The 23,553-nt window shown below is 61.3% G+C and carries 17 protein-coding genes; 11 read left to right on the top strand and 6 right to left on the bottom strand.

Annotated elements, in window-relative coordinates; genetic code table 11:
* Positions 1-209 precede the first annotated feature (209 nt).
* The gene (ffh, locus tag NF676_RS05645; protein WP_007967791.1) at positions 210-1,586 is read right to left on the bottom strand and encodes a signal recognition particle protein; all 1,377 of its coding nucleotides are present in this window, start codon (positions 1,584-1,586) and stop codon (positions 210-212) included.
* Between the two features lie 210 nt (positions 1,587-1,796).
* Here ffh and NF676_RS05640 point away from each other — a divergent pair, with 210 nt between their 5' ends.
* The 3 genes from NF676_RS05640 to NF676_RS05630 all read left to right on the top strand — a co-directional run bounded on the left by NF676_RS05640 (position 1,797) and on the right by NF676_RS05630 (position 5,435).
* A complete protein-coding gene (locus NF676_RS05640; RefSeq protein WP_016771539.1) occupies positions 1,797-2,609 on the top strand; it encodes a cytochrome C assembly family protein in 813 nt (270 codons plus the stop codon).
* A gap of 12 nt (positions 2,610-2,621) precedes the next feature.
* On the top strand, positions 2,622-3,851 hold the full coding sequence (locus NF676_RS05635) for a CNNM domain-containing protein (RefSeq protein ID WP_252887375.1): 1,230 nt from the start codon (positions 2,622-2,624) through the stop codon (positions 3,849-3,851).
* 267 nt (positions 3,852-4,118) lie between these two features.
* Positions 4,119-5,435 carry an MFS transporter gene (locus NF676_RS05630; RefSeq protein WP_252887374.1) on the top strand — a complete coding sequence of 439 codons (1,317 nt, stop codon included), beginning with the start codon at positions 4,119-4,121 and terminating at the stop codon, positions 5,433-5,435.
* Positions 5,436-5,533: 98 nt separating this feature from the next.
* Here NF676_RS05630 and purT read toward each other — a convergent pair whose 3' ends face one another.
* The 5 genes from purT to NF676_RS05605 form a co-directional block, all read right to left on the bottom strand.
* Positions 5,534-6,715: a formate-dependent phosphoribosylglycinamide formyltransferase gene (gene purT, locus NF676_RS05625; RefSeq protein ID WP_024011715.1), complete on the bottom strand. Its 1,182-nt coding sequence runs from the start codon at positions 6,713-6,715 to the stop codon at positions 5,534-5,536.
* A 100-nt stretch (positions 6,716-6,815) separates the two neighbouring features.
* Positions 6,816-7,283, bottom strand: a complete 468-nt coding sequence (locus NF676_RS05620; RefSeq protein ID WP_016771544.1) for a VUT family protein — start codon at positions 7,281-7,283, stop codon at positions 6,816-6,818.
* A gap of 153 nt (positions 7,284-7,436) precedes the next feature.
* The gene (locus NF676_RS05615; protein WP_056783118.1) at positions 7,437-7,652 is read right to left on the bottom strand and encodes a DUF1289 domain-containing protein; all 216 of its coding nucleotides are present in this window, start codon (positions 7,650-7,652) and stop codon (positions 7,437-7,439) included.
* The gene (locus tag NF676_RS05610) at positions 7,649-8,173 is read right to left on the bottom strand and encodes a gamma carbonic anhydrase family protein (protein ID WP_016771546.1); all 525 of its coding nucleotides are present in this window, start codon (positions 8,171-8,173) and stop codon (positions 7,649-7,651) included. Before NF676_RS05610 ends, NF676_RS05615 begins: the two co-directional genes overlap by 4 nt.
* Before the next feature lie 38 nt (positions 8,174-8,211).
* Complete coding sequence (locus tag NF676_RS05605) at positions 8,212-8,811, bottom strand: CoA pyrophosphatase (protein WP_122610740.1); 600 nt, start codon at positions 8,809-8,811, stop codon at positions 8,212-8,214.
* 147 nt (positions 8,812-8,958) lie between these two features.
* Here NF676_RS05605 and NF676_RS05600 point away from each other — a divergent pair, with 147 nt between their 5' ends.
* From NF676_RS05600 to NF676_RS05565, 8 genes are all read left to right on the top strand, one after another.
* Complete coding sequence (locus NF676_RS05600; RefSeq protein WP_056783116.1) at positions 8,959-9,513, top strand: NUDIX hydrolase; 555 nt, start codon at positions 8,959-8,961, stop codon at positions 9,511-9,513.
* A gap of 74 nt (positions 9,514-9,587) precedes the next feature.
* A complete protein-coding gene (locus NF676_RS05595; RefSeq protein WP_024011712.1) occupies positions 9,588-10,103 on the top strand; it encodes a L,D-transpeptidase family protein in 516 nt (171 codons plus the stop codon).
* Between the two features lie 283 nt (positions 10,104-10,386).
* On the top strand, positions 10,387-11,118 hold the full coding sequence (locus tag NF676_RS05590; protein ID WP_056783114.1) for a GntR family transcriptional regulator: 732 nt from the start codon (positions 10,387-10,389) through the stop codon (positions 11,116-11,118).
* Between the two features lie 24 nt (positions 11,119-11,142).
* Positions 11,143-12,249: an N-acetylglucosamine-6-phosphate deacetylase gene (gene nagA / locus NF676_RS05585; protein WP_252887373.1), complete on the top strand. Its 1,107-nt coding sequence runs from the start codon at positions 11,143-11,145 to the stop codon at positions 12,247-12,249.
* Complete coding sequence (locus tag NF676_RS05580; RefSeq protein ID WP_095180442.1) at positions 12,230-13,252, top strand: SIS domain-containing protein; 1,023 nt, start codon at positions 12,230-12,232, stop codon at positions 13,250-13,252. The genes nagA and NF676_RS05580 overlap by 20 nt, the downstream gene beginning before the upstream one ends.
* 152 nt (positions 13,253-13,404) lie before the next feature.
* On the top strand, positions 13,405-15,918 hold the full coding sequence (gene ptsP, locus NF676_RS05575; RefSeq protein WP_252887372.1) for a phosphoenolpyruvate--protein phosphotransferase: 2,514 nt from the start codon (positions 13,405-13,407) through the stop codon (positions 15,916-15,918).
* Between the two features lie 23 nt (positions 15,919-15,941).
* On the top strand, positions 15,942-17,657 hold the full coding sequence (gene nagE, locus NF676_RS05570; RefSeq protein WP_252887371.1) for an N-acetylglucosamine-specific PTS transporter subunit IIBC: 1,716 nt from the start codon (positions 15,942-15,944) through the stop codon (positions 17,655-17,657).
* Positions 17,658-17,786: 129 nt separating this feature from the next.
* Entirely contained in the window at positions 17,787-23,510 is a 5,724-nt protein-coding gene (locus NF676_RS05565; protein ID WP_252887370.1) for a membrane-targeted effector domain-containing toxin, read from the top strand.
* Positions 23,511-23,553: the final 43 nt, after the last annotated feature.

The following is a 23,553-nucleotide window of genomic DNA, read 5'->3' as shown; positions in this document are numbered from 1 at the left end:
CACAGCGGGCATGGGTGCCCGAAAGGCCGCATATTCTAAGGAATATCCGGACTTTTGCAAATGACTTTTTCCGGCGCCCATGGCATGCCGTGCAGATTTGCATAGAGAGCCGTCGATAAAAACGGCCAGTCAGCTCCCGCCGAGTGCGGGTTTGCTGTTGATCCTGCGTCCTTGCAGGGTCTGCGCCGGTGCGACGACCGGCGAAGTCTTTACATTTTCGGCATGCCGCCGCCGGGCAACATACCGCCCATGCCGCGCATCATTTTTGCCATACCGCCCTTGGCGGTGAATTTCTTCATCATCTTCTGCATCTGCTTGTGTTGCTTGATCAAGCGGCCGATGTCCTGCACCTGCGTGCCGGAACCCATGGCGATCCGACGCTTGCGCGAACCGCTGATCAGCTCAGGGTCGCGGCGCTCGGCCGGGGTCATGGAATTGATGATGGCTTCCATCTGTTTGAATTGTTTCTCTGCGGCATTCTGGGCGTTGCCCATCTGCGACAGGTTGACGCCGCCGATGCTCGGCAGTTTGTCCATGAGGCCGCCGAGGCCGCCCATGTTCTTCATCTGTTGCAGCTGATCGCGGAAGTCTTCGAGGTCGAAGCCCTTGCCCTTTTTCAGCTTCTTGGCCAGCTTGTCGGCCTTGTCCTTGTCCAGCGTCGCTTCAGCCTGCTCGATCAGGCTGAGCACGTCGCCCATGCCAAGGATCCGCGAGGCGATACGCTCAGGGTGGAACGGATCGAGGGCTTCGCTCTTCTCGCCCATACCGATGAACTTGATCGGCTTGCCGGTGATGGCGCGCACCGACAGCGCGGCACCGCCACGGGCGTCGCCGTCGACCTTGGTCAGGATTACGCCGGTCAGCGGCAGCGCATCGCCGAACGCCTTGGCGGTGTTGGCGGCGTCCTGACCGGTCATGGCATCGACCACGAACAGGGTTTCGACCGGGTTGATCGCGGCGTGCAGCGCCTTGATCTCACCCATCATCTCTTCGTCGATGTGCAGACGGCCGGCGGTGTCGACGATGACCACGTCGATGAATTTCAGTTTGGCTTCTTTAATAGCCGCATTGGCGATGTCGACCGGCTTCTGGCTCAGATCGGACGGGAAGAATGTCACGCCAATGTCGTTGGCCAGGGTTTCCAGTTGCTTGATCGCGGCCGGACGGTAAATGTCCGCAGACACGACCATGACCGACTTCTTCTTGCGCTCTTTAAGGAAGCGCGCCAGCTTACCGGCAGTGGTGGTTTTACCCGCGCCCTGCAGACCGGCCATCAGAATCACGGCTGGCGGAACGGCACTCAGGTTGAGGTCTTCGTTGGCCGCGCCCATCAGGCTTTCGAGTTCGGCCTGGACGATCTTCACGAACGCCTGGCCCGGCGTCAGGCTGCGCGACACCTCGGTGCCAACAGCGCGCTCCTTGACCGAATTGACGAAGTCCTTGACCACCGGCAGTGCGACGTCAGCTTCGAGCAACGCCATGCGCACTTCACGCAGGGTGTCTTTGATATTGTCCTCGGTCAGCTTGGCCTTGCCGGTGACATGGCGCAGCGTCTGCGAGAGACGGTCGGTTAAGTTTTCAAACATTGCGCGATCCTTTCAGGCCCTGTACGAACCGGGATAATGGCGGCCCAGACCGGAATCAACATGTGCTCGGCGAGCCTGCGGCGTGGGCAGGTCGCGGATTATAGCGAAGACTGCGGCCGGCGGACACCTCGCTGTCAGCTTGCGGAGTCTTTCGTGCCGTGCCGGTTCTATGCCAAACTCAGCGCCTTTCGGGCTCGCCTAACAGGATTTATGCTCCCCTTGTCACCCAGTTTGCTGACCACCCTCGCCGCCGCCCTGCTCTATGCCGCTGCGACCGTCTATCAAAGTACCCGCCTGGCCACCGGCGCCAAGGCGAACAAGCGCCTGCTGGTCAGCCTCGGCGTATTTGCCGTGCTCGCCCACGGCGCCAGCCTGCTTACTCATCTATTGACCCCGATCGGCCTCGGCCTGGACTTCTTCAGCGCGTCCAGCCTGATTGCCGCTGCGGTGATTGCCCTGACTCTGCTGGCCTGTTCGCGGATCCCGGTGGAAAACCTGCTGGTGCTGCTGTTCCCGCTCGGTGCGATCACGGTATTGCTGGCGCAGTTCGCGCCGACCGGCACAGTGCAGATCATCGACGAAGAGCCGGGCATTCTCGCGCACATTCTATTGTCGATCCTCGCCTACGGCATGTTCACCATCGCCGTGTTCCAGGCGTTGCTGCTGCTGGTTCAGGACCATCAGCTCAAGCACAAGCACCCGTCCGGACTGATCAAGAACTTTCCGCCCCTGCAAACCATGGAAAGCCTGCTGTTCGGCTTTCTCTGGGCCGGCTGGACGCTGCTGTCGCTGTCGCTGATTTCCGGTTGGCTGTTCGTTGAGAATCTGTTCGCCCAGCATCTGGTGCACAAGACCCTGCTGGCCTGTCTGGCATGGATCGTCTTCAGCGTGCTGTTGTGGGGTCGCAACCGTCTGGGCTGGCGCGGCCACAAAGCGATTCGCTGGACCCTCGCCGGTTTCTGCCTGCTGATGCTGGCGTACTTCGGCAGCAAACTGGTTCGTGAATACATACTGCACATCTGACGGGCGGCATAAATGGACGGTTTGCCCATAGGGCCGATGCTCGCGGTATTTGTCCTGCTGATCTTATGGTCAGGGCTGTTTACCGCCGTCGAAATCGCGCAGCAGCACCTGCTCGCGCAACGTATCGCCTCGCGCGCCAGCGACAAGCCGCTGGCGAAGCTGAGCTTCCCGCTCGACAGCCTTATCCTCTGCAACACCCTGTGCCGCGCCCTCGCCGTGATCCTCGCGACGCTGCTGGCGATTTTTCTCTGCGAAGAAAATGGCCCGTGGGCGGCCTGCCTTGGCGCCGGTGCCATCCTGCTGGTGTTCGCCGATTATTTCCCGCGCACTTTGGCCCGGCGCTATCCCGACGCCGTGCTGGCGTTCGGCAATGCCCTGCTGGCCGTACCGATGAAAATCGTCTACCCGTTCGCGTGGCTGTTCAGCCGGGTCAGCGCTTTGCTGCTGACCCCGTTCACGCGCAAGGCTCAGGTGGTGCAACAGAGCGAGGACGAGTTGCCGGCCGATCACGATGATGATCCCGAACATCCGGTCCGCGCCCACCCGGTGTCGGGCATTCATGCGCTGGACAACATCACGGTCAACGACATTCTGGTGCCGCGCAGTGACGTCGACGGCATCAACCTCGACGATCCGATCGAAGAGATCATCGAGCAACTGCGCGAGAACAAGCGCACGCGTCTGCCGGTGTTTCACAGTGACATCAATCAGGTCGAAGCGGTGCTCAACACTCGCCAGATCGGCCATTTGCTGAGCAACGGTGGATTGACCCGCGAGGCACTGCTGGCCGCCAGCTACGAGCCCTACTTCGTCCCGGAAAGCACGCCGCTGCAACTGCAACTGCTGAACTTCCACAAGCAGCAACGCCGTCTCGGCATGGTCGTGGACGAGTACGGTGAAGTGCTGGGCATCGTCACCCTTGAAGACATTCTTGAAGAAATCGTCGGCGAATTCGAAAGCGAGCACAGCCTCGACAACCCGCACATTCATCCCCAGGCCGACGGTCGCATGGTGATCGATGGCGCCGCGTCGATCCGCGACCTGAACAAGTGCCTGGGCTGGCACCTGCCGAGCGACGGGCCGAAGACGCTCAATGGCTTGGTCACCGAAGCGCTGGAAACCATTCCGGAAAGCGCGGTGTGCCTGAAGATCGGGCGTTATCGACTGGAAATCCTCGAGACCGAGGAGAACCGGGTGAGCAAGGTGCTGATCTGGCTGACCTCATCGGTGCCTGCTCGATAGAAGATCAAAAGATCGCAGCCTTCGGCAGCTCCTACCCTGCGATCTTTTGCGCTTGTTTGATCGTTAGCCCCCTTCCTATAATCGAGGCGCTTACCCAAGCGCCGTCGATCCCTGTGCCTACCCGACACTGCCCGGATCCTGACTGTTTCCGCTGCAAACCGACGACTGTTCCTACTCGAAACAGCGCTCGCGCCCTACCCCACATCCCTGGGTGTTCGACCATAATAATTCGCTCCACTGGAGCTCATGACTGTCAGGGATCACCGCATGACGACCCATACCGCTTACAGCGAAACCGCGCCTGCCCAGCCGACCAATTCCGCCACCCGCGTGGCCACGGCAAGCTTTATCGGCACTGCTATCGAGTTCTACGACTTCTACGTTTACGCCACTGCTGCGGCGCTGGTGATCGGGCCGGTGTTCTTTCCGCAGACCTCCGGCACGGCGCAGATGCTTTCGGCGTTTCTCACTTTCGGCATTGCCTTCCTCGCCCGACCACTGGGTTCGGCACTGTTTGGCCACTTCGGCGACCGCATCGGGCGCAAGTCGACGCTGGTCGCCTCGCTGCTGTTGATGGGCGTGTGCACCACCTTGATTGGCGTGCTACCGGGCTACGACAGCATTGGTGCCTGGGCGCCGATTCTGCTGTGCGTGCTGCGTTTCGGTCAGGGCCTGGGCCTTGGCGGCGAATGGGGCGGTGCGGCGCTGCTGGCTACGGAGAACGCGCCGAAGGGCAAACGCGCGTGGTTCGGCATGTTCCCGCAGCTCGGGCCATCGATTGGCTTTCTTGCGGCCAACGGCCTGTTCCTGACCCTGGCGATGACCCTGGATGATGAACAGTTCCGCAGCTGGGGCTGGCGCATTCCGTTTCTGCTCAGCGCGGCGCTGGTGATGGTCGGCCTGTATGTGCGCCTCAAATTGCATGAAACGCCAGTGTTCACCAATGCGATCGCCCGTCAGGAGCGAGTGAAAGTGCCGCTGGTCGAGTTGTTCAGCCAATACTGGGCGCCGACCCTGCTCGGTGCGGCGGCAATGGTCGTCTGCTATGCGCTGTTCTATATCTCGACGGTGTTTTCCCTGAGCTACGGCGTATCGACGCTGGGTTACAGCCGCGAAACGTTCCTCGGCCTGCTGTGCTTTGCCGTGTTGTTCATGGCCGCCGCGACGCCATTGTCAGCCTGGGCCAGCGACCGTTACGGGCGCAAACCGGTGCTGATCATCGGTGGCGTGCTGGCGATTCTGTCCGGGTTCCTGATGGAACCGTTGCTGACGCAGGGCTCGACCTGGGGCGTGGCGCTGTTTCTGTGCATCGAGTTGTTTTTGATGGGCGTGACATTCGCACCGATGGGCGCGCTGTTGCCTGAGCTGTTTCCGACCCACGTGCGTTATACCGGCGCATCAGCGGCGTACAACCTGGGCGGCATCGTCGGGGCCTCGGCGGCGCCGTTCTTTGCGCAGAAACTGGTGGCGATGGGCGGGTTGAGCTATGTCGGCGGGTATGTGTCGGCGGCGGCGGTGTTGAGCCTGATCGCGGTGTTGTGTTTGAAGGAGACGCGCAATAACGATCTGAATCAGGTTGCCTGACAGAAGATCAAGAGCTTCGCGAGCAGGCTCGCTCCCACAGGGAAATGCATTCCAAATGTGGGAGCGAGCCTGCTCGCGAATAGCTGCCGCGACCCGGTTTACAGCTCTACAACAACCGCCTGCGACGCACGAGTCGCCTTGGCGCGAGCAGCCTCGATCGACTCATCCCGCGCCAGCGCCACGCCCATGCGGCGCTGACCGTTCACTTCCGGCTTGCCGAACAGACGCAGCGCGGTATCCGGCTCGCTCAACGCAGCGCCCAGATTGGCGAATGCGGTCTGGGTCGACTGGCCTTCCACCAGAATCACTGCCGACGCCGACGGGCCAAACTGACGGATCAGCGGTACCGGCAGGCCGAGAATGGCGCGGGCATGCAGGGCAAACTGCGACAGGTCCTGAGAGATCAGCGTCACCAGCCCGGTGTCATGCGGACGTGGCGAAACTTCGCTGAACCACACCTGATCACCTTTGATGAACAGCTCGACACCGAACAGACCACGGCCACCCAGCGCTTCCGTCACAGCTTTGGCAACACGCTCGGATTCAGCCAGAGCAATCGGGCTCATGGCCTGCGGCTGCCAGGATTCCTGATAGTCGCCCTTCTCCTGACGGTGACCGACCGGTGCGCAGAACGTGGTGCCGCCAATGTGGCGCACGGTCAGCAGGGTGATTTCGTAATCGAAATCGATGAAGCCTTCGATGATCACCCGACCTTTGCCGGCGCGACCGCCCTCTTGCGCGTAATCCCAGGCTTTTTGCACATCATCGGCGCTGCGCAGCAGGCTCTGACCCTTGCCCGACGAACTCATTACCGGCTTGACCACGCAGGGGAAACCCAGGTCCTGAACGGCTTTGCTGTAGTCCTCGAAGGTGTCGGCAAAGTGGTACGGCGAAGTCGGCAGATCCAACTCTTCGGCAGCCAGACGACGGATGCCTTCGCGGTTCATGGTCAGTTGCGCCGCACGCGCGGTCGGAATTACGGTGAAGCCTTCGGCTTCCAGCTCGACCAGCGTGGCGGTGGCGATGGCTTCGATTTCCGGCACGATGAAGTGCGGCTTCTCGGCTTCGATGACTGCACGCAGGGCGGCGCCGTCGAGCATGTTGATCACGTGGCTGCGATGGGCGACTTGCATGGCCGGCGCGTTGGCGTAGCGGTCGACGGCAATCACTTCAACGCCCAGGCGCTGCAGTTCGATTACCACTTCCTTGCCCAACTCACCACAGCCACACAGCAATACGCGGGTCGCGGTTGGCGACAATGGAGTTCCGATACGGGTCATCTCAGGTCCTCAAAGGAAGCGGATCATCGAGGAAAGCCACGCAAGTGCGCTTTCCATGGGGAGAAAGCGCGGCATTTTACATGAACCCGAGGGTTTGGCTTCAGCTGGCGACAGCCTGTTTGCGATCGCGCCAGGCCATGATCAGCCAGACGGCGGTGACGCCGGCGAACTTCGAGGCCAGCGCGGTGATGATCACCGGCGGCGTCAAGGCGTCGATCATGCCGAAAAAGATGAAGGTATCCAGCGGAATGCTCAGCGCCGAACTGATCCATAGACGGTCGCGCAATGGCCGCTTGGTGATGCTGAACACCAGCCAGTCGATGCACTCGGAGACCGCGAACGCCGTGGCGCTGGCGAGCGCGATGGAAGGGTCGGAGGTAATGTAGGAAAGCACCAGCGCCGCCAGCATCGCCACGATCGCGCCGTGACCGAAGCGCGTTTGCACCATGTCGCGCAGCACGAACACCAGCCCGCCCCAGGCCGACCAGATGATGTCCAGGTGCGGTGCGGTGGAAAAGGCGAAGTTGATCAGCACGACGCTGCTGATGTAGGCGATGAGAAAGATCATGGGGGCGGCCTGTCGATTTGGCGCACAGGTTACTTGAGCGCTGGTATTGCGCCAATAGGTGCGGTGACAGGACCGACGTCTTCGCGAGCAAGCTCGCTCCCACATTTGAATGCATTTCAAAGTGGGAGCAAGCCTGCTCGCGAAAGCGGTGGTTCAGACGCCTGACTTCGCGGGAATCATCCAGACCAATCCACTCGCCTTCGCCCGTTCATGACACAACCCCAGCACCACGCGGCGCTCGTCATTGTTCATGCGGCCCCAGCGGGTGATCTCCGCGACCGTGCGCTGGCACCCGGTGCAAACATCTTCTTCGTCCAGCGCGCAGATATTCACACACGGCGAGGCAACGGGTCGTTCAACAGTCGTCATTGTTCCTGCTCGACCAGATCGCGGGCGTAACGCTGCGAGTTATGCACATAGTGCGCGGCGCTGGCTTCGAGCATCTTTTTCTGCGCCTCGGTCAGTTCACGCACTACCTTGCCCGGCGAGCCCATCACCAGCGAACCGTCGGGAATTTCCTTGCCTTCGCCGATCAGGGAATTGGCGCCGATGATGCAGTTCTTGCCGATCTTCGCGCCATTGAGAATCACCGCGTTGATGCCGATCAGACTGTAATCGCCGACCGTGCAGCCGTGGAGCATCGCGTTGTGGCCGATGGTCACGCCGGTACCGATGGTCAGTGGATAGCCCATGTCGGTGTGCATCACCGTGCCATCCTGCACGTTGCTGTTCTTGCCGATGAGGATCAGTTCGTTGTCGCCGCGCAATACGGCGTTGAACCAGACGTTGGCGCCCTCTTCCAGGCGGACCTTGCCCACCAGTACGGCATTGGGCGCGACCCAGCTCTGTGGATGGGTTTCGACACGGGCGTCGCCCAGGCGGTATTTCATTTTGTTTTCCTCGGGCTCACGGCCGTTCGAACGACGGTTCAGGTATCGATAAAACTTTTCGGCGGTCGGTGCAGGCTGATTTTGGCGTCATAGAGCAGGTTGATCAACTCGACGATCATGATCGCCGTCAGGCCCCAGATCTTGTACTCGCCGTATCGATAGCTCGGCACGTACCAGCTGCGGCCCTGATAGTCGATGCGATGGGTATGCTCGCGCGGGTCCTTGCGGAAGAATTCCAGCGGTACGCTGAAGACGGCGGCGATCTCGGCATCGTTGGGCTGGTATTCGACAAAGTCGGGAATCACCCCGACATACGGCGTTACCTTGATGCCGTGCAGGGAAATCAGCGGACTCAGCGGGCCGATGACTTCGACCAGACCCGGCGGCAGGCCGATTTCTTCTTCGGCTTCACGCAGCGCGGTGAAGATCAGGTCGGGGTCTTCCGGGTCGCGGCGTCCACCAGGGAAGGCGACCTCGCCGCCGTGGGTCGAAAGCCCGCTGGCGCGCAGGGTCAGGACCAGTTCCGGTTCGTCACTGCGGGTGATCGGCACCAGCACGGCGGCTTCGGGAAAACGTGCGTCGGTCTCCAGCGTGCGCGGTGTGTGGTTGCTTACCCTATGCAGTAGCTCGTCCAGCATGAGTGTTCTCGATCGGTGCCTTGCTCCGCATCATGCACCAATCAAAGCGAGCGCCCAAGCCCCCGAAACCCGTCGTGTCGCGAAACGACAACTTGCCGACCGGCCCCGCTGCACGCCAAGATAGGCGCAGCATTCAGGAACCCGAGCATGAAATTTTGCAGCCACTGCGGTAACCCGGTCACCCAGCGCATTCCCGAAGGCGACTCGCGGCTGCGATTTGTCTGCGACAGCTGTCAGACCATTCACTACCAGAATCCCAATATCGTCGCCGGTTGCGTGCCGACCTGGGGGACGAAAGTGCTGCTCTGCCGCCGCGCCATCGAGCCGCGTCTCGGTTACTGGACGCTACCTGCCGGCTTCATGGAAAACGGCGAGACCATCGAGCAGGCCGCCATCCGCGAAACGGCTGAAGAAGCCTGCGCCCGGGTGCGCAACCTGAGCATTTACACGCTGATCGACGTGCCGCACATCAGCCAGGTGCATGTGTTCTTTCGCGCCGAACTGGCCGATCTGCAATACGCGGCCGGGCCGGAAAGCCTTGAAGTGCAGCTGTTCGAAGAAGCCGACATTCCCTGGGACGAGCTGGCTTTCCGCACGGTCGGGCGTACCTTAGAATGCTTCTTCGCTGATCGGCGCGTCGAGAAGTATCCGGTTCGTTCGGAATCGATTCCGCCATTGGTTCAGCCGGTGATTGTTGGCTAGAAGATCAAAAGATCGCAGCCTTCGGCAGCTCCTACCTAAAACCTGATTGCGTCACTCCCTGGGGAATCGTTTCAATGCGCTGGTTGCTTGCCCTGCTGTGCCTGTCGTTCGTCAGCGTTTCACAAGCGTCATTCGTGACCACCGTGACGCCCTCGAACACTCCACTGATCGAAAAAGTCCTGGTACTCAAATCAGCCCATCAACTGCAGCTGATTGCCGACGGCAAGCCGCTGAAGACCTATCGCATTTCCTTGGGCAAGGGCGCGAAGAAAGGCCCGAAACTGATCGAGGGTGACAAACGCACACCCGAAGGTTTCTATTGGATCGACTGGCGCAAGACCAGCGACAAATTCAACCTGTCGATGCACATCTCCTACCCGAACATCAGCGATGCCGCCCGCGCGCGTCGTGAAGGCGTCGAGCCTGGCGGGATGATCATGATCCACGGCACCCCGGACTCGGCAGACAACCCGGAGCAGTTGTTCCATACCCTCGACTGGACCGACGGCTGCATCGCCATGCGCAACGTCGATATGCGTGAAGTGTGGAATCTGGTACCGGACGGCACGATGATCGAGATTCGCCCTTAATCCCTGACCACTGGTCACCCGCAAAAAAATAAATCAAAAGATCGCAGCCTGCGACGGCGACTACAGGGGTGATACCACTCTCAACTGTAGAAGCTGTCGCAGGCTGCGATCTTTTGCTTGTTATAGGCCATCACTAATACCACTTTAAACACTGCCCCCTGAAAACCGCCAACCCATTGGGTCATACGCCGGTTCATCGCGTTGACATGGTATTCAAGTGGTATTAGCTTCCGTCGCACAAGCGAGCCACAACAATCCTATACTCGCGACGGAAACGACCTACATGAACGACCTCCAGCCCCTACGTCCCGACGATTCCCAGCCGACGCCGCTGTACTTGCAACTGGCGCGCAATCTGGAAGCGGCGATTCATGCCGGGCAGTGGAAGGCCGAACAGGCGATGCCGTCCGAGCGCAACCTCAGCGACCAGCTCGGCATTTCCCGGGTCACCGCACGCAAGGCGCTGGAAGTCTTGCTTGAGCAAGGCCTGATCCGCCGCCTGCAAGGCTCCGGCACCTTCATCACCCCACGCCTGGAACAACCACTGTCGCGTCTGTCCGGCTTCAGCGAAATGCTGCGCCTGAAAGGTTTCGTGCCGAGTTCGAAATGGCTGGAGCGGGAGATCACCCTCCCAACCCACGAAGAACTGATCCGCCTCAGCCTGTCGCCGAATGACAAGGTGGCGCGCATGAAGCGCCTGCGCAAAGCCGATGACACGGTCATGGCGATCGAGATGAGCACCCTGCCCGCGTCGATCATGCCCAGGCCGCAAGCGGTGGGCGATTCGCTGTACGAATACCTCGACGGCATCGGCAAACCGATCGTCCGCGCCCTTCAGCACATCCAGGCAATCAACGCCTCTGACGAATTCGCCGCACTGGTCGGCATCGCCCCCGGCACCGCCATGCTGCTGATGACCCGGGTCGGCTATCTGGAAGACAACACGCCGATCGAAGTCACCGACACCTATTGCCGCAACGACTACTACGACTTTGTTGCAGAGCTGCGCCGCTGAGCGCGGCCCCAAGCGAGAACGAAAATGTCCGAAGACAACATCCTCACCGCCAGCGGCTGGGTTCGCGGCCGGCTGATTCACGAACACGGCAAGATCGTGTCGATCGAAGGCGTGCCCTGCGATCCGGCGGCTAACGATCTGCCCTATCTGCTGCCGGGTTTCATCGACCTGCATGTGCATGGCGGCGGTGGCAAAGACATCATGGAAGGCGCCGAAGCCTTCGAAACCATCAGCAGAACCCACGTGCGTTTCGGCACCACTTCGCTGTTGGCCACGACAATGACTGCGCCGAGTGCGGAGATCTCAAATGTCCTGAAAGAGGTAGGAGAGTTCTGCGAACAGCGTCCGACAGGCGCCGCGCGAGTGCTTGGCGTACACCTTGAAGGCCCTTACATCAACCCGGGAAAACTCGGCGCTCAACCGAACTTCGCCCACACCGCGTTGATGGCAGAAGTCGAAGAATATCTGGCGCTGGCACCGATCCGCGTCATCACCATTGCCCCGGAAATCGCCGGCCACGATGCATTGATTCGTGAGCTGAGCAGCCGTGGCATCCGCATGCAGATCGGCCACACCCTCGGCAGCTACGAGGAAGGCGTCGCCGCGCTGGCTGCCGGTGCCAGCAGTTTCACCCACCTCTACAACGCCATGAGCCCGCTGCATCACCGCGAGCCGGGCATCGTCGGCGCAGCACTGGCGCACGCCAAATACGCCGAGCTGATTCCCGATCTGCTGCACGTACACCCCGGCGCCATTCGCGTGGCCCTGCGTTCGATCCCGTGCCTGTATTGCGTCACCGATTCGACCGCCGCCGCCGGCATGCCCGACGGTGAATACAAGCTCGGCAGCCACACCGTGACCAAATGCCTGGGCGGCGTGCGTCTGCCCGACGGCACGCTGGCCGGCAGCACCCTGACCATGGATCAGGCCCTGCGCAATCTGGTGAAGATCGGTTTGCCGATCGCCGAAGCCTCGCAGCGTCTGTCGCAATTTCCCGCCGACTATCTCGGCATCACCGAACGCGGGCGCCTTGCCCCCGGCGCCTGGGCCGACTGCGTGCGGCTTGATCGTTCACTCACACTGACCGCCGTCATGGTCGAAGGAGAAGACATTGACTTCAAAAATGCTTGAAGAGGCGCTGTCCTCGTTCGAGGCCGTGCAAGCCCAACTGCAACAACTCGACGCGCCGATGATCGAGATCGCCGGGCGCCTGCGCCGGCAGCCGCCGCAAGTGGCGATGACCGTCGCCCGTGGCAGCTCCGACCACGCGGCGAGCTACTTCGCCTACCTGACCATGCAGCAACTGGGCGTGCCGGTGGCCTCGTTGCCGATGTCGGTGGTGACCATGCAGCAGGCGCCACTGAAAGTCAGCGGTCAGGTCGCGTTCGCGTTTTCGCAGTCGGGGCAGAGCCCGGATCTGGTCAACAGCCTGCGCCTGTTGCGCAAGCGTGGCGCGCTGAGCGTGTCGATGGTCAATGCCGCCGATTCGCCCCTGGAGGCAGCTTGTGAATTCAGCCTGCCGCTGCTTGCCGGGACTGAAAGCAGCGTCGCCGCGACCAAGAGTTTTATCGCCACCCTCAGCGCCAGCGCGCGTTTGATCGCGCACTGGAAAGAGGACAGCGAATTGCTGCAAGCCCACGATGCGCTGCCAGAAGGCCTGCGCGAAGCGGCTAAACAGGACTGGAGCGTGGCCATCGAAGCCCTGCGCGATTGCGAGCGCCTGATGGTGATCGGCCGTGGCGCCGGTTTCGCGATTGCTCAGGAAGCCGCGCTGAAGTTCAAGGAAACCTCAGCGATTCAGGCCGAAGCGTTCAGCAGTGCCGAAGTCCGTCACGGCCCGATGGCACTGATCGACGAACACTATCCGCTGCTGGTTTTCGCCCCGCGCGGTGCCGAGCAGGCCGGCCTGCTGAGCCTCGCGGCAGAGATGCGTCAACGCGGCGCCCGGGTCTTGCTCGCCGCGCCAGATGACGTCAACGAACGCGACCTGACCCTGACCCGCGCCGAACACCCGGCCCTCGACCCGATTCTGGCGATCCAGAGTTTCTACGTGATGGCCGCAGGCCTGGCCGTGGCGCGGGGCATGGACCCGGATCAGCCGCGCCATTTGAGCAAAGTGACCCGCACGCACTGATAGCCGTTGACGGATGTACTCCCTGTAGGAGCTGCCGAAGGCTGCGATCTTTTGTTTTTTTCACGTAGCGAAAAAACAAGATCAAAAGATCGCAGCCTTCGGCAGCTCCTACAGGGGACATCGAACCGAGATTCAACTGATGAGACCCAGCCATGCCCGACAACAATAAAGAGCTGACCCTCAGCGCCCCGCTCAGCGGCCCGGTACTGACGCTCGCCAACGTCCCGGACGCGGTGTTCGCCAGTGGCGCGATGGGCGACGGCATCGCCATCGACCCGCTCAACGACACGCTGTATTCGCCCTGCGCCGGCGAGGTCATTCACGTCGCGCGCAGCAGCCATGCGGTGACCGTGCGCGCCGACAACGGCGCGGAAATCCTCCTGCATCTGGGCCTCGATACCGTTGAGCTGAACGGCGAAGGTTTCGCCATGCTGGTCAAGGAAAGCGATCGCGTCAGCCTCGGTCAGCCGCTGCTGCGCTATGACCTGGACAAGGTCGGCCAGCACTGCAAAAGCCTGGTCAGCCTGTTGATCCTGACCAACAGCGCGGATTTTCAGGTGCGGCCGATCACCCTCAAAGCGGTGAAAGTCGGCGAGCCGCTGCTGCACATCATCGCGCGCAATGTTGTCGCGGCGAATACCGATATAAGCGCTGGGCCAGAGGTTCGTGGTCAAGTGCAGGTCGCTCATCGCGGCGGCTTGCATGCGCGCCCGGCTGCACTGATCCGCCAGACCGCCCAGGGTTTCAGCAGCCATTCACAGCTGCACTTCAACGGTAAGTCGGCGCCGTGCAACAGCCTGATCGGTTTGATGGGCCTGGCGATCGGTGAGCAGGATGAAGTGCACGTCAGTTGTCAGGGGCCGGACGCCGATGCCGCGCTGCACGCCCTGCTTGGCGCATTGGCCACGGCGCTGCCAGACGATCATCACGCGCAAGCGCCGGTCAGCACTGCGGCGCCGAAACGCCCGGCCGAGGCAGGTGTGCTGCACGGTGTCTGCGCGGCGCCGGGGCTGGTCGCCGGGCCGTTGTTTCGCTTGAACGCGATCACCTTGCCGGCGGATACGGGCCATCACGATCCAGAGCAACAGCAGCAGACGCTTGAAACGGCATTGAACGCGGTGCGCAGCGAAATCGCCGCCACCCTCGCCCAGGCGAAAAAGCACAAGAACGCCGACGAAGAAGCGATCTTCGCCGCACACATGGCGCTGCTCGAAGACCCGGCCTTGCTCGACGCCGCGCAGCAATTCATCGCGCAAGGCACCGCAGCGACGCACGCCTGGAGTCAGTCGATCGACACCCAGTGCGACATGCTCCAAGGCACCGGCAGTCCGCTGCTGGCCGAACGTGCCAACGATTTGCGCGACCTCAAGCAACGCGTGCTGCGCGCCCTGCTTGGCGAGGCCTGGCATTACCAGGTTCCGGCCGGCGCCATCGTTGCCGCCCATGAACTGACGCCGTCGGATCTGCTGCAACTCAGCGCGCAAGGTGTCGCCGGGTTGTGCATGGCCGAGGGCGGCGCGACCTCCCACGTAGCGATTCTGGCGCGCGGCAAAGGTCTGCCGTGCCTCGTCGCTTTGGGCGCGCAATTGCTTGAGCAGCCGCAAGATCAAGCCGTGGTGCTCGACGCTGACGACGGGCGCCTCGAATTGACCCCAAACGCCGAGCGCCTGAGCGAAGTGCAACAGGCGCAGATCGAGCGCCGGCAGCGTCGCGAAAGCCAACAGGCCAAAGCCCATTTACCCGCTGAAACGCGCAATGGCGTGCACATCGAAGTGGTCGCCAACGTCGCCTCAAGCAGCGAAGCGGCAGACGCATTTGCCAACGGTGCTGATGGTGTAGGCCTGTTGCGCACCGAGTTTCTCTTCGTCGATCGCCAGACGGCACCCGACGTCGAAGAACAGCGCAGCGCCTATCAAGCGGTGATCGATGCCATGAGCGACAAGTCGGTGATCATCCGCACCATCGACGTCGGTGGCGACAAGCAACTCGACTACCTGCCACTGCCCGCCGAGGCCAACCCGGTGCTCGGATTGCGCGGCATTCGTCTGGCGCAGGCGCGCCCGGAAATTCTCGATCAGCAACTGCGCGCGCTGTTGCAGGTCAAGCCGTTGCCGCGTTGCCGGATTCTGTTGCCGATGGTCACCGAGGTCGACGAGCTGCTGCACATCCGCCAGCGCGTCGATGCCTTGTGTCTTGAGCTGGGGATTACCGAGCGCCCGGAAATCGGCGTGATGATCGAAGTCCCCGCCGCCGCGCTGCAAGCCGAACAACTGGCCGAACACGCCGACTTCCTCTCGATCGGCACCAACGATCTGTCGCAATACACCCTGGCCATGGACCGCGACCACGCCGGGCTGGCGGCGCGGGTCGATGCCCTGCACCCGGCGTTGCTGCGCCTGATCGCCATGACCTGCGAGGGTGCGGCGGTACACAAGCGCTGGGTTGGTGTCTGCGGCGCCCTCGCCTCCGACCCGTTGGCCACGCCGGTGCTGATCGGCCTGGGCGTCACTGAACTGTCGGTGAGCCCGGTGCAGATCGGTGAAATCAAGGAACGCGTGCGTCAGCTGCATGAAGCCGAATGTCAGCGCCTGAGCCGCGACTTGCTCAAGCTGTCCAGCGCCGCCGCCGTTCGCCACGCCTGTCATCAACATTGGCCTCTGCGCTAACAAAAACAAAAAGGACAAACGCCATGTACCAACTCTTCATCGAAGGCCTGCAACGCCTCGGCCGCGCGCTGATGCTGCCGATCGCGATCCTGCCGATTGCCGGCCTGCTGCTGCGCCTGGGCGACACGGACCTGTTGAACATCGCGATCATTCACGATGCCGGGCAAGTGATCTTCGCCAACCTGGCGATGATCTTTGCCATCGGCATCGCCGTCGGTTTCGCCAAAGACAACAACGGCACCGCCGGCCTGGCCGGGGTGATCGGTTATCTGGTGATGATCTCCACGCTCAAGGTGCTCGATGCGAGCATCAACATGGGCATGCTCGCCGGGATCGTCAGCGGCCTGATGGCCGGTGCGCTGTACAACCGTTTCAAGGACATCAAGCTGCCGGAGTACCTGGCGTTCTTCGGTGGCCGGCGTTTCGTGCCGATTGTCACCGGTTTTGCAGCGGTGGGGCTGGGCGTGCTGTTCGGCTATATCTGGCCGCCGATCCAGCAGGGCATCAATGCGTTCGGCGCGCTGATGATGGAAAGCGGCAGCATCGGCGCCTTCGTCTTCGGCGTGTTCAACCGCCTGCTGATCGTCACCGGCCTGCACCACATCCTCAACAACATGGCGTGGTTCGTCTTCGGTAACTTCACCGACCCGACCACTGGGGCATTGGTGACCGGCGATCTGTCGCGTTATTTCGCCGGCGATCCGAAGGGCGGCCAGTTCATGACCGGCATGTTCCCGATGATGATCTTCGGCCTGCCCGCCGCGTGCCTGGCGATGTACCGCAACGCTTTGCCGGAGCGGCGCAAGGTGATGGGCGGGATCTTCCTGTCGATGGCGCTGACCTCGTTTCTGACCGGTGTGACCGAGCCGATCGAATTCGCCTTCATGTTTCTCGCGCCGTTGCTGTTCCTCCTGCACGCGCTGCTGACCGGGCTGTCGATGGCGATCACCAACGGCTTGAACATTCATCTGGGCTTCACCTTTTCCGGAGGCTTCATCGACATGATTCTCGGCTGGGGCAAGTCGACCAATGGCTGGCTGGTGGTGCCGGTCGGGCTGGCTTATGCGGTCATCTATTACCTGGTTTTCGACTTCTGTATTCGCCGCTTCAACCTGAAGACGCCGGGGCGCGAAGACGTGGCCACGGCAGAAAAAGCCGTGCTTTCGGAAACCGAACGCGCCAGCGCGTATATCAAAGCCTTGGGCGGCGCCGAGAATCTGCTCACCGTCGGCGCCTGCACGACCCGACTGCGCCTGGAGATGGTCGATCGCAACAAGGCCTCGGATGCCGAGCTGAAAGCACTGGGCGCGATGGCGGTGGTGCGCCCGGGCAAGGGCGGCAGTTTGCAGGTCGTGGTCGGGCCGTTGGCTGACAGCATTGCCGATGAGATTCGCTTGGCCATGCCTGCGCTGGGCCGAACAGCTTTGGTGGACACCGCAGTGGTTGCCGATGAGCCGAAGACCGTTGCGCTTACCCGCAACGAGGCACAGCAATGGCTGAATGCACTGGGCGGTCGCGACAATGTGCTGCAGCTCGATTGCATCGCCATGACCCGTATTCGCCTGCAACTGGCCGATGCCAAGGCGCTGTCCGAAGCGCAGCTCAAAGCGCTCGGCTGCCTGGGTGTCAGCCAGTTGGACGGTGGCGTCTGGCATTTGCTGGTGGGGGAAAAGGCCGCGAGTTTGAGCGGGGCGATCGAGGCGTTGCTGAGTCGCGGGGAGGTCAGCGCACAGGTTTGATCTGCGCGGATAACGGGAGGGCTGGAGCGGGCGGGGGAAATCCGGCACGCGCACGATACATGAATACCACCCTCCTCCACGCCGCGCTCGCCATGCTGGCCCTTCATCCCCAGCATGGAAATCGTGCCCATGAGCACCCCCAACGCCCCCACACCCGACGAGATCAAAAACGATCTGAACCAGATCGGCCGTCTGCTCTTCAACACCGAAACCCCGCTGTTGCCCGAGCACAAACCGAGCACCGAGCAGGCTCATCTCAAACGCCTCGAAGAGCAGCTGAAAACCTATCGCGACGGCTACCTGCAACGCAGTCGCGCGCTCTATCAGGCGCTGGCAACCACCGACCTGCAGAGCGAGGCAGGCAAGCAACTGATCGCCACGCTGAAGGTGCGCCTCAACACGCAACTGATCAACATGGATCTGCGTGACGAGATCAACGGCAAAGCGGCAAAAACCTTCCTCAAATACGACGCCGGTTTCACTGCGCTTGAGTACGAGGCGAAACAGGCCGTCACCGATCGCCTGCTGCATCCGCAGGCTGGTGAGCTGATGCAGAAACTGGCGCTCGGCCCGCTCTTGCGCCCGGCCATGTATGCGTTGCAGTTCACTTATCAGCAAACCACTGTCGAGCTCGCCGGGGCCTTTGTTGTTACGCAAAACGACACCCCGAAAGTCAGTGATCTGCTGACCGACCAGAGCGCTGGCTTCGTCGTGTTGTTCACACCGGCCAGGGGCCTGGAGCTGTTCAATTCCCTGGCTGATCTCGATGCCCATCTGCTCCAGACCATGAAGCACAGCATCAGCCGTGGCGAGTTGATGCAACTGCTGCCCAGCCGCTACCACGATGTCGGTACAGCAGGAATCTGGCCATTGCAGCTGGCGCCCATCGACAGCAAATCGCTGTTCGAACACATCTACGATGCCTTGATCGAAAAGCGCACCCTGGATATCGAACATGCATTGAGTTTTGCCGCCAACCCGCAGCAGGATGGCGCTGTACTGATCGCCGAGCTGGAGCGCGCCATCGACACTGCGCTGCCGGATCTCACCCCGCGCCTGGCGCTTCAGGCACAAACCCTGTTCGAGCGGCATTTGCGCAACAGCGCGCCGGACTGGTACCGCAGCGCCGACGCGGCCAAGCGGGCCGAGCTGGCGTTGCACCTGGGCAACTACAATCAGGCCCGGCAAAACCTGCTTGACCTGATGGGCCCGGCGGTCAGCCTGATGGCCGTGGCCCGCCACCAATGGCTGGAACGGCTGAGTGATGATCTGCAAATCGACGACCTGGAACCGGCCAAGCTGCAGATCATTACGGATCGGCAGGTCCCCGGATTCGGCGCTTATGTGCACAAGAGCAATTTGCTCGAGCTGACCTTGCGCGGCCCGCACACCGGCGATGAGTTACCAGGCTCGGCGTTTCTCAGCCACACCCGGCTGACTTACAACGACCTGCCGTTATCCGACGAGTACGCGGACGTAACGCCCGCCTGGGTGATCAAGCAGGCACTGGAGCTGGAACCGCGCGTCGACTTCGCACGCTTGCAAACGCAGATGCAGGCGAGATCCGCGATCAAACCTGCGATCGAGCAGATGCTCGATCAGCGCATCGTCGCGCTCGCCCATGCCGCAGCGCTGCAAGGGCATCTGCTCGACAGCGATCTGCAAATGCTCCAGCGCCTGCGTAACGGCAGCGATCCACAGCTGCGCGCCGCCACCCTGTCTTTGCACGGCGCCCAGCTGCAGGATCTGTGGGTGCTGCGTCAGACCGACGAATCCGGCGCGGTCCGCCGCCTGCTGCTCTGCACACCGCAGGCGCCCCGTGAACGCCAGTTCGAGGCGTTCGACAGCGAGCGCCAATTGCAGACCCATCTCTTGGGTTGGGCCAAGCAGAATGACGCCGCCGAAAGCATGGCCGGCTATCTGATCAGCCGCGCGCCGATGCGCTTTCGTTCGACCCTGCGCAAGGTGTTGTCGGGGCTGAGCCTGAAGCCGGAAGCAGCAGAGCACCAGAAAGTCACGTTCGACCACCTGGGCAACCATCTCGATTGCCTCAAAGCGATGGCTGAACACATGCTCGCCACACGCATCGACGACTACGATTTCAGCACCCCGGTGTGGTATCGCTCGACCACTGCGGCCAATCGCCGAAAACTCTCGACCCTGAGCGACGACGCCGAGGGGGCTTTGCGCGCGTTCAATCAGCATCCGCTGTCGGGCGGACGTTTTCAGGCGTTTGACGATTTCGTGCATGCGCAAGCGAAGATCAGCCTGAACCGCTTGCTCAAACGCCCTGCCAATGACGTCGATCCGGACACCGTCTGGGCCTATTCGCCAAAGTCGATCGTGCCCTCATGGACGCCGAAACCGCTGACCTATACCCGGCTGTATCGCGACGGCTATGCCGACGGCGTCGGTTTTCTCGACCAGAAATTCTCACGCTCGGCGCGCTTCAAAGGTCCGCAAGGCGTCGATATCAGTAGCCTGACCGCGCAGAACGTAGCCCGCTCGGTCACGGGGGTCTGGATCGGCAAACGCTATACCGACAAAGTCAAAAACGAGCTGCAGGATTCGAAAAGCGAAGGCTACGCGTTCCGACGCAACGCGACACTGGCCATCACTCAGCGCCAGATGCAGAGCGCCGCGCTGGAATGCCAGCTGCAAGGACATATCGCCAGCAGCGACCTGCAATGGCTGCAGCAAAGCATCAGCAGCATGGATCAAACGTCGGGGCAGACCCGGACGAAATACCCGATCCACCGGTTGATGATCGACGGCGAATGGGTGATCGATGCCTGGTTGTTCAGCCATGGCGGCGATCCGGTCCTGCTGTATACGCCGGACGCACCGGACGGCGTGCGTTTTCGCGAAGCACGCCTGTTCAATTACCTGCTGCTGCAGTCCGGCATGATCGAATACCTGACCCAGCGGGTGGGTGTCAGTGCCCAGACCCGGGTGCGCACGTACCTGGAAAACATCCGCAAGAAACTGCCCAAAGACCTCAACAGAACCAGCCCCAGCCCCGCCCGTTATGACTCGATGCGCCCGGCCGACGCCGTCAGCGACCTGCGTACCGCGCTCTACGACATGAAGTTGCAACGGCGGATCGACAACGTCCATGCCACGACCACCAGTCGCGCCGAAATGATTGCCGGCCTGATCTGGACGAGCGTCGAATGGGTCGCTGCCATCGCCACCGCGCCGTTCCCGCTGTTGAGTCTGAGCACCGGCCTGTTGCTGGCCTTCAAGGACGCGATGCTCGCCCTGCATGCCTATCGTCAGGGAAATAACAACGAAGCGTTCCGGCACTTGCTCGGCTATCTGTTCAACAGTGCTGGCGCGGTGCTGACGGATCTGCGTCCGGCGCTGCGTTCACTCAAGCCCGTCCGGCGCCCGTTGCGTCGGGCTGTCACCACCGTTGGCGACGAGCAAGAGGATCTTCTGCCATTGATCGATCAAATGGCGACCGAACCGGTCCGGGACGATATGCATGCCGTCGTTTTCAGAGGGCAGTCGTATTACGCCAGCACGACCCCGGACGCACTCGGCCGTTATTTGCTCTACCGCCCGGATCCGAATGGCTCCGGACTGCTTTCGACCGGCATTCTGACCGTGCGCAACTCCGACGGAGTGATGGTGCGCAGCGGCCTGTCCGGCGGTGCACCAAAATACGAAGCCGTGCCCGAGACACCCGGCCCGCATAAAGATTATGGAGTGGCGATCAAGTACCGGGATCTCGTTGAAGAGTTGCTGGACCCGCAATCGCGACGACGAATGCTCCAGGAGGGCGAGCATTACATGGGCTTCTCACCCCAGGTCATCCTGGTCAACGTGGTCGACAAAATGGCCAGCATGCGCCAAGCCTATCTGCAACAGGTGGAAAAACTCACCACGGACGCCACGCGCCATTTTGCCCAACTCGCACCGCTGCCCGCTCGCGCCGAAGTGCCGGCGGTTGCCGCCAACACCTCATTCGCACAGTTGATTGCCAGCGATGCATTCGCCGCAAAGAATCTGGTCATCGGTGCACAGCCCGGCTCCATCGCCAGCAAACAGGCACTGATCGAAAATCTCGACGTGCTTTTGGAGAACGGCTACAAGCACCTCTTCCTCGAATACCTGCCGGGAGACGTATTTCATCTCAAACTGGAAAAATTCAACAAGGGAGAATCCTGGCGCCATATCAAGAAACATCTGAAAGCGCTCGATAAAGCCATGGGCCATGAGCCAGACGCGCCTTTCTCTTACCTGGCGCTGGTGCGCAAGGCACGGGAAAAAGGCATGAGCATTCATGCGCTGGACGGCTCGACCAGTTATCAACTCGAAGGGATCATGGTGATGTCCAGGCTCTCGCCTTTGACCCCGCGAAACAACCGCATCAGAAACTTTTATTCGCACAAGGCGCTTGCCACCGATATGGCCGAGATCGGCGAAGAGCGCTGGATTGCCCTGACCGAGCAGTCGCGCATGACCACGTTCGACAACACCCCGGGCCTGGCCGACCTCCACGAGGCCGTTGCCGTGCGTATTGAAGACATCGACTTGTACCAACCCGCACGCATAAGCAGGGACGCGCCCGGTGCCATCGCGGGAGACGCGACAGCGCAAGGTGATTACCTCCTACAGATGCCGAGTGCCTACAAGGCACCTCTACCTGTCTCCAAGCCGCCCGCCGCAGCTAGCGCCGTTGAACATTTCAGCGAGTTCGATATTGCTTCGCCACTGCGCGACGATATTGCTGAAATGTTGCATAAGCCCTACTCCATGGATTCCCATTACACCCCGACAGTAGCCAGTGAAAGAACGGCCTACGAGGCTTTCCTTGCCCAACGCAAACGTCTGGAAAAAACCGCCAGGGACGCTTTTACCGACTACGTCCCACCCGATGCGCCGATCCTGCCGGTGCTCGCCTCCGACTGCACATTCGAAGCTTTTTTACGGCAATTGACCGACGGACGTCTGAATCTGCTGATCGGCGAAGCCCACGTCGATGTAGCGAGCAAAGCGCTGCTGAAAAAGCACATGAAAGCCCTTAAGCAAGCCGGTTATGACACGTTGTACGTCGAGCACCTGCTCACCGACCTGCACCAGGCCGATCTCGACACTTTTCTGCGTACCCAGCGCATGCCCGACAGGCTCAAGGCTTATCTGCATCGTCAGGATCAAGGGCAGATGCCGAATTACACAGGGAACGATACGTACACGGCGGTCTGTCAGGCGGCGGCCAAATACAACATTCGCATCAGAGCCCTAGATTGCACGGCGTCCTATCACCTCAAGGGCGTGTATGACGAACACGCCTCGCGAAACGAGATGTTCAGCTATTTTGCAACCCAAGTGATCGAGGCTGATCAATTGGCCAACGGGCCGCATAAATGGGTGGCCTTCATCGGCAGTGCGCATACCAATTACAACCTCGGTGTGCCAGGTCTGGCCGATACACTGTCCGCCGTCAGCCTGCACGTGCGCGACACAGCCCCTGAACTGGCCCGGGATATTCACCGTGGGTCGTGGGAATTTGTCAGCGGCAAGCACGAGGCCAACGTCAGGGCTTTGAGCAGCGATTTTGTGATGGAGGTGGCCGTCCCCGGAACGAAAAAGCCTGCTGCGACGCCTTCTGTCAGTCGCAGCAAACTGACCGAACCCGGAAACTTCCTTATAGAAAATGCAGACACCCGCAACGCCAGCGTGGTGCATAAATCCAGGTCCGGCGAGATCGTTGAGACGCCGATTCAGATCAATGACAAGGGTCTGTTCTTCGTTGATCGCTGGGAGAAAAAAGATCAGACCTTCACCTACCTGCGCACGTTGATCGACATGCTCGTTACAGACGTGAAGCTGACACAGGTGACGTGACGCCCGGGCGATTGCACGTTGTGGAAAACCACTGGGCTTGACG

This window comes from Pseudomonas siliginis (genome assembly GCF_024072275.1).
Lineage (GTDB): Bacteria > Pseudomonadota > Gammaproteobacteria > Pseudomonadales > Pseudomonadaceae > Aquipseudomonas > Aquipseudomonas siliginis.
Note: the sequence above shows the minus strand (reverse complement) of the source record. Positions and strands in the feature narration are given on the sequence as shown.

Excerpts from the sequence above, each read along its gene's own strand:
- ffh (WP_007967791.1), bottom strand. The coding sequence starts at position 1,586 with ATGTTTGAAAACTTAACCGACCGTCTCTCGCAGACGCTGCGCCATGTC.
- NF676_RS05640 (WP_016771539.1), top strand. The coding sequence starts at position 1,797 with ATGCTCCCCTTGTCACCCAGTTTGCTGACCACCCTCGCCGCCGCCCTG.
- NF676_RS05635 (WP_252887375.1), top strand. The coding sequence starts at position 2,622 with ATGGACGGTTTGCCCATAGGGCCGATGCTCGCGGTATTTGTCCTGCTG.
- NF676_RS05630 (WP_252887374.1), top strand. The coding sequence starts at position 4,119 with ATGACGACCCATACCGCTTACAGCGAAACCGCGCCTGCCCAGCCGACC.
- purT (WP_024011715.1), bottom strand. The coding sequence starts at position 6,715 with ATGACCCGTATCGGAACTCCATTGTCGCCAACCGCGACCCGCGTATTG.
- NF676_RS05620 (WP_016771544.1), bottom strand. The coding sequence starts at position 7,283 with ATGATCTTTCTCATCGCCTACATCAGCAGCGTCGTGCTGATCAACTTC.
- NF676_RS05615 (WP_056783118.1), bottom strand. The coding sequence starts at position 7,652 with ATGACGACTGTTGAACGACCCGTTGCCTCGCCGTGTGTGAATATCTGC.
- NF676_RS05610 (WP_016771546.1), bottom strand. The coding sequence starts at position 8,173 with ATGAAATACCGCCTGGGCGACGCCCGTGTCGAAACCCATCCACAGAGC.
- NF676_RS05605 (WP_122610740.1), bottom strand. The coding sequence starts at position 8,811 with ATGCTGGACGAGCTACTGCATAGGGTAAGCAACCACACACCGCGCACG.
- NF676_RS05600 (WP_056783116.1), top strand. The coding sequence starts at position 8,959 with ATGAAATTTTGCAGCCACTGCGGTAACCCGGTCACCCAGCGCATTCCC.
- NF676_RS05595 (WP_024011712.1), top strand. The coding sequence starts at position 9,588 with ATGCGCTGGTTGCTTGCCCTGCTGTGCCTGTCGTTCGTCAGCGTTTCA.
- NF676_RS05590 (WP_056783114.1), top strand. The coding sequence starts at position 10,387 with ATGAACGACCTCCAGCCCCTACGTCCCGACGATTCCCAGCCGACGCCG.
- nagA (WP_252887373.1), top strand. The coding sequence starts at position 11,143 with ATGTCCGAAGACAACATCCTCACCGCCAGCGGCTGGGTTCGCGGCCGG.
- ptsP (WP_252887372.1), top strand. The coding sequence starts at position 13,405 with ATGCCCGACAACAATAAAGAGCTGACCCTCAGCGCCCCGCTCAGCGGC.
- nagE (WP_252887371.1), top strand. The coding sequence starts at position 15,942 with ATGTACCAACTCTTCATCGAAGGCCTGCAACGCCTCGGCCGCGCGCTG.
- NF676_RS05565 (WP_252887370.1), top strand. The coding sequence starts at position 17,787 with ATGAGCACCCCCAACGCCCCCACACCCGACGAGATCAAAAACGATCTG.